Raw genomic sequence first — 13,495 nt, 5'->3', positions numbered from 1 at the left:
AGGAGGGGACAGCATGCTCCACACACAGGATGTACTCAATTTAAGCGGAAAGATAGCTGTTGTTACCGGAGGTGCTTCAGGTATTGGCCTTGCTACGGCCGGACTGCTTGCGGATTTCGGAGCACATGTGGTTGTGCTGGACATCAATGTAAGGCAAGGGGAGCAGGCTGTTCATGAGATGAAAGAGCGGGGAAGGAAAGCAAGCTTCCACCGCTGCGATGTCTCCTCTTCGGAGGACTGTAAGCGTGCTGCCTCAGAGATTGAGAACGCGTACGGCAAAGTCGATATTCTGTTCAATAATGCGGGGATTATCCGCCGTAAGACCGTTGTCGAGCTTGAGGAAGCCGACTGGGATCTGGTAATGGATGTATCACTTAAGGGAGTTTATCTACTCTCCAAATATATAATCCCGGTGATGGAGCGCGGAGGCGGTGGCAGTATCATTAATACCGGCTCCGGCTGGGGCCTTAAAGGCGGGGACCGTGCCGCTTCCTACTGTGCAGCCAAGGCTGGAGTGGTCAATCTCACCCGAGCCATGGCCATTGACCACGGTCCCGCGAACATTCGCGTGAACTGCGTGTCCCCAGGCGACACGGATACGCCGCTTTTACGCGATGAAGCCAAGCAGCTTCAACAGGACGAAGCTACTTTCCTCGTAGCTTCTGCTGGGGGGCGTCCATTGGAGCGATTGGGTACACCACGTGATATCGCAAATGCGGTATTGTTCCTAGCTAGCGATCTGTCTTCCTGGGTCACCGGAAGCGTACTTGTTGTGGATGGCGGCGGCATTGCCTAACGGTTAAAGAAATAAATACTTTAAATCAACCTTTTAAGGACGGAGGCGTTAACCTTGTCTGAACACAGAACTTATGCCCATCCCTATATCCCGAATACAGCACCGGAAGTCCGTGAGGCAATGCTGAAGGAAATCGGCCTGAGCTCCGTCGACCAGCTGCATGATGCAATTCCAGACAGTCTGAAGCTTAAGCGGGAGATGAATCTTCCTCCAGCTATGAATGAATATGAGCTTCGTCGACATATCGAGGCTCTGCTTGCGAAGAACAAGCATGGCGCCGATTATATCAACTTTCTCGGGGCTGGCTGCTGGCAGCATTTCGTTCCGGCTGTATGCGACGAAATTAATCAGCGCTCGGAGTTCGTGACGGCTTATGCAGGAGAGCCTTACGAAGACCACGGCCGATTTCAGTCCTTGTTCGAGTATCAGAGCCTGATGGCCGAACTCGTCGATATGGACGTAGTTAATGTCCCTACCTTCGACTGGGCACAGGCAGCCTCCACGGCCATCCGAATGGCAGGTCGGATTACAGGCCGTAGGATTGCGCTGCTCTCCAGATCCGTCGATCCGGATAAAGCCAAGATCATTACCAATTACTGTACACCTGTAATGGAGATTAGGTACGTGGAGATTGATTCGGTGACAGGAAAAATAGATTTGGATGATCTGCAGGGCAAGCTTGAGGAAGGAGCGGCGGCGTTCTACTTCGAGAATCCAGGTTATCTCGGAATTATTGAGGATCAGGGTGCTAAAATATCTGAGCTTGTGCACGCGGTAAATGCTATCTCTATTGTGGGCGTTGATCCGATCTCCCTTGGCGTACTGGAACCTCCAAGCCGTTATGGCGCTGATATTGTCTGTGGGGATTTGCAGCCGCTGGGCATGCATATGAACTATGGTGGGGGTCAAGCCGGATTCATCGCTACCCGGGATGAAGAGACTTATGTGATGGAATATCCGTCCCGCCTGTTCGGTATTGTTCCTACTGAAGTGGAAGGTGAATATGGCTTCGGTGATGTAGCCTATGAGCGTACATCCTTTGCCCAACGGGAGAAGGGGAAAGAGTCGGTGGGAACACAGACAGCCCTGTGGGGAATTACCGCCGGAGTTTATCTATCCCTGCTTGGACCAGTGGGGATGCAGGAAGTAGGGGAGACCATTATACAGAAATCTCAATATGCGGCGAATAAGCTGTGTGCCATTCCCGGGGTCTCTTTGCGCTTTAAAGATACAGCCTTTTTCAAAGAATTTGTCTTAGATTTCAACGAGACTGGAATATCTGTTGCTGAGATTAACAAGCGTCTTTTGGAAGTAGGGATTTTCGGAGGAAAAGATATATCCTCCGCATATCCCCAGTGGGGAGAATGTGCTCTGTACTGCGTAACTGAAATTCATATGCAGGCAGATCTGGACCGGCTTGCCTCAGCTATCGAGAACATTGTCTGCAAGAATTAATAGTACAGAAGAGTAGGAGGAAAGCCATGAAACGGATTCGTAGAGATCATAAGGTACGCCGCTTTCACCAGGCCAAATGGGATGAACCGGTGATCTTCGAGCTTCACCGATCGGGTGAGCGCGGAGTGATCCCGCCGGGCACCGAGGCTGGGATTGCCGAGGTTGTCGGTCAAGGCTCCGCCCGAATTCCATCAGCGATGCGGCGAAAAGAAGCACCGGCGCTGCCCGAGATCGGTCAGGCCAAAGTTCTTAGGCATTATTTAAGACTCTCTCAAGAGACTTTGGGTTCCGACCTTAATGTAGAGATCGGACAGGGGACATGTACTATGAAATATATTCCCCGTATCAATGAAATGCTTATACGTACCCCAAATCTGATGGAACTGCATCCTCTGCAGGATGCTGGATCCGTTCAAGGAATTCTGGAAATCTACTATAGGCTGGACCAGGCGATGCGTGAAATATCAGGGATGAATGCTTTCTCGTTCCAGCCAAGCAGTGGCACCCAGGCCTTGCTGGCCATGGCTTCCATTGTACGCGCATATCATGATTCACGTGGCGAGGGAGACCAGCGGGATGAGATCATTACGACGATCTTTTCACATCCGTCCCAAGCGGCGACCGCAGCTGTCAAGGGGTATAAGATCATTACACTGCATCCTGATGAAGACGGATTCCCGGATCTGGAGAAGCTGAAGAATGCCATTTCTGAACGCACGGCGGGTTTCGTCGTGGCCAATCCGGAAGACACAGGTATATACAATCATCGCATCCGCGAGTTCACGGACGTGGTTCATGAAGCAGGAGGAATCTGCTTCTACGATCAGGCGAACGCGAATGGGCTGCTGGGTATCACCCGGGCCAAGGAAGCCGGGTTTGACATGTGTTTCTTCAACCTGCATAAGACCTTTGCCGCACCTCACATGTGCGGAGGGCCGGCTACAGGCGCTCTTGGGGTAACCGATTCCCTTAAGCGTTTCCTGCCCGGTCCGCTTGTTGACTGGGACGGTAGTCGTTATGTCCTTGTAGAGCAAAGCGGTGATAGCATCGGCAAAGTCCGCAGCTTCCACGGCGTGGCCCAGACTGTACTTCGTTCCTACGCTTGGATTATGAGCCTGGGGCCAGACGGTCTTAAGAATGTGGCCCAAATCGCTGTACTGAATAATAACTACCTGTATCACAAAATTCTGCAAATCCGCGGAGCCAGCGCTCCTTACATCAAAGGTCGACGTCTTGAACAGGTAAGGTACAGCTGGAAGCAGCTTACGGATGAGACTGGCGTAACGACAGAAGACATCACCCGCCGGATGTGTGATTTCGGCCTGCATTATTGGACATCCCATCATCCGTACATCGTTCCGCAGCCGTTCACCCTGGAGCCGACTGAATCTTATTCGAAGGAAGATCTTGATGAATATATCGAGGCGCTGACCCATATTTCGAATGAAGCTTACACGCAGCCGCATATCGTCAAACTAGCTCCGCACAACAGTACCGTTCACCGGAATGTGGAATCTTCTCTTGATGATCCTGCAAAGTGGTGTATTACGTGGCGGGCTTATCTAAAGAAGACACAGCCGGAATAGGGCTTGGTCCCTACAATTAAAATATACATTTGAAAGTAGAGGGGCTCCGTTTGGAGCCCTTCCTATTTGACTGTATCACCAAAGAAAGGGGTTATGGGTATGTCTGGGTATATGAGGAACTTGCTGCGCCTGTCTGTCGGCGTCCGCCGGTTTCTTATGACCGAAGCCATGTATGGCATCGGCATCGGTATGTATTCGCTAGTTCTTAATTTGCATTTGCTGTCCAAAGGAATGAAGGAGGATGAAATCGGGCTGCTCATGTCCATAGGTATACTGATCATGGGTGCATTGGCTATTCCTGTATCCATATCGGCAAACCGTATAGGTCGTAAAAAGCTGCTAGTATCCGGCATCATGTTTATAGCGGCAGGAAGTGCACTTTATGCGATTGGCAATCATTCCGGCATATTCTATTTGGCTCAAACTTTGGTCTCGATTGGCCTTACTTTTGTGGAGACGACTGAGGTGCAGTTGCTATTTCACTATTGTGCCTCGCGCAAGGAAGAAGCAAGTGCCTTCTCCCTGATGTTTGCCGTGTTTACGGCATTTACAGGGGCAGGAACCCTGGCTGCCGGATACTTGCCGAATTCGGCTGATAGCGGGGATGGGTATGGGCTAACGCTGCTGCTTGCTGCACTGGTTTTCGTTGTTCACAGTATGATTAGAGGACTCTGGCTTCCCTCTGAGGGGAAGGAAAGCGAAACGGTTAGAACCTCTGAAGTTCTGGAAGTGAACCGTGAAGTCTCTAGCTTGAGGAAAAAGCTGCCTTCCGGCACACTCTGGCTGTTCTCGGTATTCATGGCCCTGCTCGGAGGAGCGATAGCCATCACTGGGTCATTTCTTAATGTAATTGTGAAGTATAGACTGAACTGGATGGATGATAAAGTATCCATTCTGCTGGCGGTAAGCGGAGTTGTTTTGTTTGCAGCTTCTTTAATGACGCCTTATGTATTAGAGCGTTTCGGCCACAATGTGGCGATCGTATCTGTCTTTTTGGTTAACATACTCGTGTTCGCCTTATTATCCTGGGCTATGCCGGTCTGGATGTTCACAATCGTGTTTCTGGTTCGCGGGGGAGGGCTTACGATGCTGTCTAATCTGCTGGATAGTCAGTTGATGTCTGCCTTTAAGGAGCGGGAGAGGAATCTCTACGCAGGGATGAGATCCGTATTTCGGAGCCTCGGATCATCTGGCGCCGCTCTGCTTACGGGATGGATTTTGATTGGACAGGATTATGAAATCCCCTTTTTTCTGACATCTGTAGTATTGCTTCTCTGTCTGGTTTATTATATCTGGTTCATCCGCCCAATTCTTGATAAAAGGCTGAAAGAATGAATGGCTGAATACAATTTTCATAAGTAATTCAATCTGGACAGCAGTGTGAATAAATATATAAGGGGCTGTCCAAAAATCCATGTAAAATGGATATAAGACGCCCCTTTGCTTAAATCCATCCAAAGAAGAACTTATATCTTATGGGTTTGTTGTTTCTTTTTGCCCACTCCCTAATTTCCTCTATGCCATTAGCCGTATTCTCCTTTTTAAAAGTAAAGTACAGATGTAGTGGAACCAACTTTTTGTCAACAGTCTTAATTCCAATTCGTTTACCATCGATAAACACTGAACTTATTTCATCCGCATCGTATCTTTTCTTATTTAAAGAAATAATATAATTGTCGCCAAGTGTAATACTCTTGGAACTGAGCAATCGATAGAGTGAAAATATGATAATAATGAATATAAAGATGAACCATATTCTTGGAAAGAAGAACAGGAAGTCAGGTATGCGATTAGTACTATTATACATAGTAATTATTAAGGAAACTTCTAAAAAACACATTGCAATTAGTGTTTTCATTACGTTTGGATATTTGATTGAAAGAGACGTTTCATGAAATCCCAAGTCACTCCATCCTTTCTCCTAATTCAAAGGCTCCACAATGATTTTACCATATATTGTGATCTCAGTGCTTGATCAAGCTACGCGGGCTAATGCTCTTTTTTTATGTGTAAGGCCTCTTCTCAGGAGTGACCATTGAATTACAAACCTTTGGAAGTTATACTTTGATGAGAAATACGGACCCGCTTATCCTTTAACAGATCCGTCCTTAATAGGGTAGGGATCTTATTTTTCGTAGGTATAATTTCATTCAGATATGGAGGCGTAACCTTGCAGCTAATTAATCAATCCGAAATACAAGAGAGGATCGACCTGCTTAAAGATCAGGATCTATATATCCATCTTGAGATGACGACGGGAGCATACGCTGCCCATTTCGATAGTTCTAAGCACCCAGCGGCTACTTTCATTACTAATGCTGTGATCCGATATTCTCATGGTTCGATTTCCGGTCATGGACCTTATCGCGTAGGCCTAAAAATGTCACAAGGCTGGGTGTACTCGGAAGGACTAACTCACTATGAAGAGAGTGAGACCGAAAGATTAATTCTGGCCGGTCATGACAGCCAAGGCAAACTGGTCGTATCCTTGCAATTAAGCCGGGAGCCGTTCTAATGGTAGAGGAGATGAGGAGTTCAGTGGAAAGACATATTCTAGTTATATTACCGCATCCGGATGACGAGGCCTTCGGTATATCCGGAACGCTTGCCAAGCATGTGCAAAACGGCACCCAAGTCACCTACGCTTGTCTGACACTTGGAGAGATGGGCCGGAATATGGGCGTGCCGCCATTTGCGAATCGGGTAACCCTCCCAGAGATCCGTAAAAAGGAGCTGGAAGAATCCTGCCGAGCGATTGGAATACAGGATTTGAGAATGCTTGGTTTCCACGATAAAACGATTGAATTTGAAGATCAAGCTCTGCTCGAGGGCCATATTGATGCGCTTCTGAAGGAGCTTAACCCCTCACTGGTCATTACATTCTATCCGGGGTACAGCGTTCATCCCGATCATGATGCTACCGGAGCTGCAGTGGTTGGAACGGTTGGAAGAATGCCTAAGGCAGAGAGACCTCCTGTTCACTGTATAGCTTTCGCCAATAATATTGAAGAGATTGGAAAGCCTCAGGTAATCATTGAAGTGAAAGATTTCCTGAAGCAAAAGATGGCATCCATTCAGGCGCATAAATCCCAATTCCAAGCCGCTGAACTGTTAGGCAGCAAAACGCTAGAGGATAAAGAAATCCAAGATCGTTTTGGAACAGAGCATTTCTGGATCTATCCATTTGAATGATATTAAGTCCGAGCATAAACGCTCGGGCTTTTTCTTTGGGGCCCACTGCCGTGGGCATGCTTCATTTTTCTAATATAAGGCATGAATATCTGTGTCTTTTTTTAAATATATGGTAAGGTTTAGGGGGTTGATCAACCAAACCGGTTTCGTCAGGCCAGGAGGTGTATTCGTTTGAAAAAATCATATTTTAATCTCATTTGTGGAATAGTCATTCTTTTGCTGGTATTCACTGCATGCAGTAAGGAAAGACCCCAGTATGCTGAGCTTTTCACACATGTGGAAGAGCATCGGGCTGTGTTCATGCAGCCGCGTGAAGAAGGGCTTGCTGCTTTGCAAATTGCGGATACAGTGGGTGAATACGATACAACCTTTCCCAGATCGGAAAGCGGTTATCAAGATGCGAGAGAACTGGTACGTGCTTTTATGAACCAATACAAACCTGCGGATGAGGAGGCGGCTGACAAAGTCGAAAAATCCATCCAAACGATTGACAGGATGGCTCTTCCGCTAAAGCCATTAACAGGCTCTATCGAAGAATCATGGTCATACGGCAAGGACGAGGATAAATTGTATATAATCTACAGAATGTCGAACAGTTTTCAAAGTGATGATGAATTGCCTTTGAACTTTTATTTCAGCTATGAGGGGGAGTAAGGACGAAGAAATAAGATGTGATTTACAAAAAAATACACAAAGACTATTATATTTCTATAGGTAATTATATCCTTTTTTTCCTAAACAATTGTTCGGACTAAATAACTGGAGGATCAAATGAAAAAGCACGACAAAATCATTTCCTTCATCTTCATACTTGTTATGATGGTGACGGCTATTTACTGGGCCATTTCGACTCAGAGCTGGACCATGCTGGGCACCCTCGCTTCTGTGGTCTGTTTCGGGCTTTTTGTGCTATTGGGGCTCCGCACTATACCTGTATTGACGGATTTTGTTTTGACGAATCCAGCACCTGAAGTGACTTGGAAGAGTAAGGAGCAGGATAGAAGACAGGCTTGGCTTTATATTATTGGATGGATATTGGCGAGTCGTATCCTGCTTATGCTCATCGGGTATTCATTTTTGATCATACAGAATGGCTATTCAGGTGGTCTGCTTAGCAAAATGGCAGAGACTTGGCATATCTCTGGAATCGATGCTTCTAGTTATCTGGGGATTGCCGAGAACTGGTACGTAACGGAGGGAGATCCAAAGTTCCATATTGTATTTTTTCCCTTTTTCCCAAATCTAATTAAAGTAGTTCAAGTATTCGTAGGCAATTATCTTGTCGCTGGATTCATCGTTTCCAATATCTCATCGATTGTCGCTGCATTGGTTGCTTATGAACTGGCGGCATTAGACATGCATCGAAAGAATGCCATGCGGGTCGTGAAATACATTTTCATATTCCCTGCCGCGTTCTTTTTCTTCATTCCGATGACCGAGGCTCTATTTCTGGCATTATCTTTGATGTGTTTATATTTTGTGAGAAAAAAGGAATGGCTGATCGGATGCTTATGCGGTGCACTTGCAGCTTATACACGTTCTCCCGGAGTGCTTCTGATTGTACCGGTTGCGATTGAATTTGGACGGGATCTGATAGGCAACTATAAGCTATTAAGTAAAAAAGTCTTTATACATAGAATCATCAGCGCTGTATGTTTTCTCGCTATCATATCAACGGGCTTGCTGGCCTATCTGTTTATTAATTATCACGTGACGGGAAATGCGTTTCAGTTCAGTATTTACCAGAGAGAGCATTGGTCTCAGCGGTTTTATCTCTTTTTTGATACGGTAAGATATCAGATGGAATACGCTGTGGGCACCTTTAAGAGTGGAGATAGTCGTTCTTTTCTCGGCTTATGGCTGCCTAATTTAATCGCTATATTCTCAGCACTAATTATCATGTTCATGGGTGCAAAAAAGATACGACCTTCATACACCGCCTATTTCATCGTGTATTTTGCGTTCGTAGTCGGAGCTACCTGGCTGCTGTCAGCCCCGCGGTACTTGCTTGTTGCATTTCCACTAGCTTTTGCTGCTGTCGCGCTCACTGAAGAGAAATCAAAGGATGCTATCCTTACTGTAGTTTCTGTTGCGGGGAGTCTTTTGTATTTAGCGATGTTTGTGGCAGGATATCCAGTGTATTGAGGAATCATGTTAAAATAGGGGGGGACGCTTAAACGCGTTCTCCTTTTTTTTGCGAATAACCTTATAGAAACGATGGTGGGTATGAAGATTGAGTACGACAATCAGGTGATCGAGTTTAATGTTCAATATGGAAACGGCAAGAAAATCTCCATTCACATAGATTCTTCAGGGCGTATAACGCTCAAAGCTCCCAAGAAAACAAGTGAAGAGACGATTAAAAGCGTGGTTGAGCGTAATGGGAAATTAATAGTGGAGAAGCTGCAAAGTATTGAAGCGAACCGAGAAACACCAAAGCTCAAAGAGTATGAAGACGAGGGTAAGTTCCTGTATCTAGGCAAATATTATTCGCTGCAAGAGCTAATAGAGACAGGGGATTTAAATGAGGAAGAGCTTAAACTTAAGCTGAAGAAATTCTATTTCGCTAGCTGTAAGAAGGTTGTAGGTGAACGGATCAATAAATATCAGACACAGCTTAGAGTAAAGCCTAAGACGATTGACATTGTTGAGTCTAGAACCAAGTGGGGAAGCTGTAGCTCGGATAAAAAGCTAACCTTTAACTATCGCCTAGCGATGGCTCCAGTGGAAGTTATCGATTATGTAATCATCCATGAACTGTGTCATTTACTTCATATGAATCATGACCGCTCTTTTTGGCGAAAGGTTGGAAGCCTCATGCCGGATTATAAGGAGAAGGAGGAGTATTTAGCTAGATATGGGCGTGCTATGACGCTGTGATAATCAGAGAGTAATTCAGATGGTCCATTTTCTGGTGAATAAAAGGAAGGGAAGAGGTAAAACTATGTTCACAAAATAGAACTGGAAGAAATTTAAATGCGGAGGTAAATGATGATACAGAATAAAGGAAATTCACAACGCCAGATTCGAACTTCAATTCTTTGTTTGATCTGTGCCTGCACCGTCCTATTAAGTGGCTGCTCTAAAGCTGCCAATGAAACCACACAAGTAACTCCAACGCCTATAACAGAAGCCACTGCACCTGCGGCTACGAACAATGCAACAGAACAACCCAATGCATCATCCGGTACAAATACAGAGGGACTTGCGGCGGATGTTAGCGTTCAGAGAGTCATTAAGGAAGTCACTTTAAAGGACGGCTATCATAAAAAGATTGAGCTGCTGACAGACGGCGGCAAGCGGGTTACCATTACGGATCCGAGCCAAAAGATTGTTTTGCAGCAGATTGAATATGATGGGAAGATTACTACGTCTAATGGTAAACAGGTTACCGTTAAAGTCGAAGGTGGGGGAGAGCAGACCCTAACCATCCCCGATCATGTAGTGATCGAAGATGAGGACAAGCTTGGACTGATGCCAGGTGTTGATATCGAGTGGACAGTGAATGCCGAGGGGCAAATCGAAAGTGTTGAACTGGAGGATTAAAGAGATACAGAGGTGGCTGGCTAAATGAAATTTCTAATCGTATTTGGCAGTATAGTGGTTCCCGTCGCCATGCTAATGATACAACGGAAATGGATAAAGTGGCGTATTGTTTTTAATGTAACTTCTGTGTTGTCTACGCTTATTTTAGGTAATATTTCTGCCCTAGCTATATATGAAATATTAAGAGATAACACGGTATTTATGACCTCGATCCATGCGATTTTTTTGAATCCAATGTTCCTTTTAACGGGAGCATATCTTGGAGTATATCTGGTCTATCGCTTGATGTTGATGACGTATGAAGAAGTATATGTATGATGTAGTTAAAAAAGGAGTGTCCCCGTGAAGGGACACTCCTTTTTATATTATACAGCGAAAGCTAAGAAGACTTTCCTACAACGTTTGTTCCACTCTTCGTGATCTTGTACGTAAGGATATCACCATTCCAGAAGTGGAATTTCAAGATGACCTCTCCATCTTTAACATCTTTAAAGAAGGCTGGAAGCAGCTTGATTTCTTTCGTGTTATAAGAGGGTGAGAACGTATTGCCGAACTCCTTGAATGGTGTCCAGTCTTGCGGGCCTGCATTGCCACCAGCGGTATAGACAGCCTCCATCGTGGCAAGCTGGTTACCATTAAAGGTAGTTGGAATCGCAAACGATTCAGTCGTACCTTTGGCATCACTTAATTTGGCAGTGTCGTTCACGATGATCTTTAGTCTCCACGCAACACCTTTGTTGAATTTCAACGTTAACACAGCATTTTCACCGTATTTTTGGGAAGCTGTGAGTTTTTTGAGTTGGCTGGCTTTGAGTGTGAGCTCCTCGCCATTCAAGGTGTAATCTTTTCCCTTTGTTAGATACTTCCCATTTGCACTAATCGTGGTTAGCTTATTGCCGTTTAGGTTCAGCTTCACCTTGGTGTCTTTGATCGCTGCACCTTTTTTTAGATAGACCAGATCGCTTTCAGTGCTGGAGGAACGTTCCTTCAGACCAGACATTAATACACCCTGCAGCTCATAATCGGACCACTTATACGTTTTGCGGTTGAAATGCTGCCCATTATCCCAGAACATGGAGGTCATTTTCTTTTCTTTTAAATAATAGGTAAGGTACTCGAAGAATTTCAGCTTCTCGCCTTGTTCAATCACACCTGTATCTTTATCGAATCCTAGCAGTCCAAACTCACCAACGATAACAGGGATTCCTTTGGCTACGAATGTGTTGTAAACGTTATCAAAAGTTTGGATGATATCGTTTTTTGTATCTTTTTCAAACGTGGTGTAACCAGCGATATTCACACTGAACGGCCAGAAGCCATAGTAGTGAACGGTCGCAATTATGTTCGGATCGTTAAGAGCTGTAATCGTCTTGTAGAGCTGATCCATTCTAGGTTGGGTAGGAGAAGTCTCTAATGAAGGTAGCACTAGCGGACGGACATCATTTTTTCCACCTGAGTTTCGAACGATCTGATGGAAGGAATTGTTGAGCTCTGCAAGCATCTGTTCCATCTTCGCTTCATCCGTACTTCCGCCATCTGTGAAACGAGGTTCATTAATGCTTTCGAACATCAGCTTATCGGATTTATCCTTGAAGCGGTCCGCAATTTGAGTCCATGCTGCATTATAACGCACCAGCGTCTCATCATGCTTCTCTTCCATATGACTTACCCATAACCAGGAGTCGTGATGGACATTGATCATTACATATAACTTGGCGTCTAGCGCCCAGCCTACAACTTCTTCGACACGGTCGAGGTAAGCTTGATCAATGGTGTAGTTCGGTGCTTCACCTATGTGTGAATCCCAAGTGATAGGAATACGGATACTTTTGTAGCCTTGTGCGGCGATTTTCTTAATCAGTTCTTGGGTCACACGCGGATTGCCCCAGGAGGTTTCATCCTCACCTGTAGCATCTAGAGTATTGCCAAGGTTCCATCCGGGCTGCATATCGTCTACATAGGATTGGACCTTACTCTTTGGTGCTGCCTTAGCTTGTTGCTCGTCCTTAGTGGCAGCGGCGGCAATGGATGAGAACAAAGAGAGCAGAAGAGCGGTGACAAGGGTCAATGATAAGAATGATTTCTGGATTCGAGTAGTCATTGAATTCTCCTTTGTAAGATCATTTTTGAGGATGCTTAAACCTGACCTTCCTTGGTACTTTGGTGCTTAGATGAACACGTACACCTCCATGAATTCGTTGTAAACGCTTACCAAATACCCTAACATAGAATAATTTCAACGAGTACCTTACTAATTTGTGGTAAATTCATATATGAATTAGTGATTTGCAGTGATTCCAAAGTTATGGAGGGCAATCCAGTGAGCAGATTTCATTACATAGGCTCGGCTACAGAGCTTCCGTTAGGAGAAAGAGGCAGTTTACCGTCAGCAAAGACATATAATGAAGTGAAAAATTCCCCGGAGTATAAGAAACAAAGAGAGGCTCTGCGCCTGCAAGGTATAATTCCTTTGGATGACATCGCAGATCTATCTCATTTAAGAGATGAGGACTGTCTTGTATACGACTCGGAAGAAGATGCAGCGGGTATTTTTATAGAGGAACTTGGGTATTGGAACGATGAGATTCGCAAGCATTTTCGGAGTCCGTATGTGTACCGGATTTCACCGAATTGGGGCGGCTTCTCTGTATCCCCTAAGCTAAAAGATACTTTACCGGGATCGTATAACGCCTCACTCAAGTGTTGTCGGGAGTTATTTAGGCTTATGACAGATTATGGGGTATCTGGTGCCGAGTTTGAGCTTTATACATGCTGGGCTGAGGAAGAAGGGCTCCCACGTAATAAAAAGTATGATCGAATCTTTGATTTGGCCTCTTTGTCACTGGAGGATGGTTTTGAGTTGAGAGAAAAAGAGTATATTGTGGTTAAAATGATTTGATATTCAATAGGATTATCGCTA

General features: G+C 45.4%; 14 protein-coding genes. 12 read left to right on the top strand and 2 right to left on the bottom strand.

The window, feature by feature from the left end:
* Positions 1 to 13 precede the first annotated feature (13 nt).
* The 4 genes from MKX60_RS00200 to MKX60_RS00185 all read left to right on the top strand — a co-directional run bounded on the left by MKX60_RS00200 (position 14) and on the right by MKX60_RS00185 (position 5,172).
* Entirely contained in the window at positions 14 to 796 is a 783-nt protein-coding gene (locus MKX60_RS00200) for an SDR family NAD(P)-dependent oxidoreductase (RefSeq protein ID WP_076286146.1), read from the top strand.
* Positions 797 to 850: 54 nt separating this feature from the next.
* Positions 851 to 2,251: an aminomethyl-transferring glycine dehydrogenase subunit GcvPA gene (gene gcvPA / locus MKX60_RS00195; RefSeq protein WP_341058786.1), complete on the top strand. Its 1,401-nt coding sequence runs from the start codon at positions 851 to 853 to the stop codon at positions 2,249 to 2,251.
* A gap of 26 nt (positions 2,252 to 2,277) precedes the next feature.
* Positions 2,278 to 3,837 carry an aminomethyl-transferring glycine dehydrogenase subunit GcvPB gene (gene gcvPB / locus MKX60_RS00190; RefSeq protein WP_340974140.1) on the top strand — a complete coding sequence of 520 codons (1,560 nt, stop codon included), beginning with the start codon at positions 2,278 to 2,280 and terminating at the stop codon, positions 3,835 to 3,837.
* Between the two features lie 99 nt (positions 3,838 to 3,936).
* Positions 3,937 to 5,172: an MFS transporter gene (locus MKX60_RS00185; protein WP_341058785.1), complete on the top strand. Its 1,236-nt coding sequence runs from the start codon at positions 3,937 to 3,939 to the stop codon at positions 5,170 to 5,172.
* A 109-nt stretch (positions 5,173 to 5,281) separates the two neighbouring features.
* On the opposite strand, the gene MKX60_RS00180 is transcribed toward MKX60_RS00185, so the two are convergent.
* Positions 5,282 to 5,740: a hypothetical protein gene (locus tag MKX60_RS00180; RefSeq protein ID WP_341058784.1), complete on the bottom strand. Its 459-nt coding sequence runs from the start codon at positions 5,738 to 5,740 to the stop codon at positions 5,282 to 5,284.
* 267 nt (positions 5,741 to 6,007) lie between these two features.
* Here MKX60_RS00180 and MKX60_RS00175 point away from each other — a divergent pair, with 267 nt between their 5' ends.
* From MKX60_RS00175 to MKX60_RS00145, 7 genes are all read left to right on the top strand, one after another.
* The gene (locus MKX60_RS00175; protein WP_042184926.1) at positions 6,008 to 6,352 is read left to right on the top strand and encodes a YojF family protein; all 345 of its coding nucleotides are present in this window, start codon (positions 6,008 to 6,010) and stop codon (positions 6,350 to 6,352) included.
* A gap of 23 nt (positions 6,353 to 6,375) precedes the next feature.
* Entirely contained in the window at positions 6,376 to 7,029 is a 654-nt protein-coding gene (gene bshB2 / locus MKX60_RS00170; RefSeq protein ID WP_341058783.1) for a bacillithiol biosynthesis deacetylase BshB2, read from the top strand.
* A 171-nt stretch (positions 7,030 to 7,200) separates the two neighbouring features.
* Positions 7,201 to 7,683 (top strand): hypothetical protein, encoded by a 483-nt coding sequence (locus MKX60_RS00165; protein ID WP_341058782.1) that lies wholly within the window; start codon positions 7,201 to 7,203, stop codon positions 7,681 to 7,683.
* A 117-nt stretch (positions 7,684 to 7,800) separates the two neighbouring features.
* A complete protein-coding gene (locus MKX60_RS00160) occupies positions 7,801 to 9,174 on the top strand; it encodes a hypothetical protein (protein WP_076286152.1) in 1,374 nt (457 codons plus the stop codon).
* Positions 9,175 to 9,255: 81 nt separating this feature from the next.
* Complete coding sequence (locus MKX60_RS00155) at positions 9,256 to 9,909, top strand: M48 family metallopeptidase (protein ID WP_076286153.1); 654 nt, start codon at positions 9,256 to 9,258, stop codon at positions 9,907 to 9,909.
* A 108-nt stretch (positions 9,910 to 10,017) separates the two neighbouring features.
* A complete protein-coding gene (locus tag MKX60_RS00150; RefSeq protein WP_341058781.1) occupies positions 10,018 to 10,575 on the top strand; it encodes a hypothetical protein in 558 nt (185 codons plus the stop codon).
* 24 nt (positions 10,576 to 10,599) lie between these two features.
* Positions 10,600 to 10,893 carry a transposase gene (locus MKX60_RS00145; protein WP_076286155.1) on the top strand — a complete coding sequence of 98 codons (294 nt, stop codon included), beginning with the start codon at positions 10,600 to 10,602 and terminating at the stop codon, positions 10,891 to 10,893.
* A 61-nt stretch (positions 10,894 to 10,954) separates the two neighbouring features.
* Here the strand turns inward: MKX60_RS00145 and MKX60_RS00140 are convergent, their stop codons facing one another.
* Positions 10,955 to 12,676, bottom strand: a complete 1,722-nt coding sequence (locus tag MKX60_RS00140; RefSeq protein ID WP_341058780.1) for a cellulase family glycosylhydrolase — start codon at positions 12,674 to 12,676, stop codon at positions 10,955 to 10,957.
* Between the two features lie 219 nt (positions 12,677 to 12,895).
* Between MKX60_RS00140 and MKX60_RS00135 the strand changes: the two genes are divergently transcribed.
* Positions 12,896 to 13,474, top strand: a complete 579-nt coding sequence (locus MKX60_RS00135; RefSeq protein ID WP_341058779.1) for a hypothetical protein — start codon at positions 12,896 to 12,898, stop codon at positions 13,472 to 13,474.
* The last annotated feature ends 21 nt before the right edge of the window (positions 13,475 to 13,495 follow it).

Origin of the sequence: Paenibacillus sp. FSL R5-0914 (assembly GCF_038004525.1) — a bacterium.
Taxonomy (GTDB): Bacteria; Bacillota; Bacilli; order Paenibacillales; family Paenibacillaceae; genus Paenibacillus_AQ.
Note: the sequence above shows the minus strand (reverse complement) of the source record. Positions and strands in the feature narration are given on the sequence as shown.

Excerpts from the sequence above, each read along its gene's own strand:
- MKX60_RS00200 (WP_076286146.1), top strand. The coding sequence starts at position 14 with ATGCTCCACACACAGGATGTACTCAATTTAAGCGGAAAGATAGCTGTT.
- gcvPB (WP_340974140.1), top strand. The coding sequence starts at position 2,278 with ATGAAACGGATTCGTAGAGATCATAAGGTACGCCGCTTTCACCAGGCC.
- MKX60_RS00185 (WP_341058785.1), top strand. The coding sequence starts at position 3,937 with ATGTCTGGGTATATGAGGAACTTGCTGCGCCTGTCTGTCGGCGTCCGC.
- MKX60_RS00160 (WP_076286152.1), top strand. The coding sequence starts at position 7,801 with ATGAAAAAGCACGACAAAATCATTTCCTTCATCTTCATACTTGTTATG.
- MKX60_RS00155 (WP_076286153.1), top strand. The coding sequence starts at position 9,256 with ATGAAGATTGAGTACGACAATCAGGTGATCGAGTTTAATGTTCAATAT.
- MKX60_RS00150 (WP_341058781.1), top strand. The coding sequence starts at position 10,018 with ATGATGATACAGAATAAAGGAAATTCACAACGCCAGATTCGAACTTCA.
- MKX60_RS00145 (WP_076286155.1), top strand. The coding sequence starts at position 10,600 with ATGAAATTTCTAATCGTATTTGGCAGTATAGTGGTTCCCGTCGCCATG.
- MKX60_RS00140 (WP_341058780.1), bottom strand. The coding sequence starts at position 12,676 with ATGACTACTCGAATCCAGAAATCATTCTTATCATTGACCCTTGTCACC.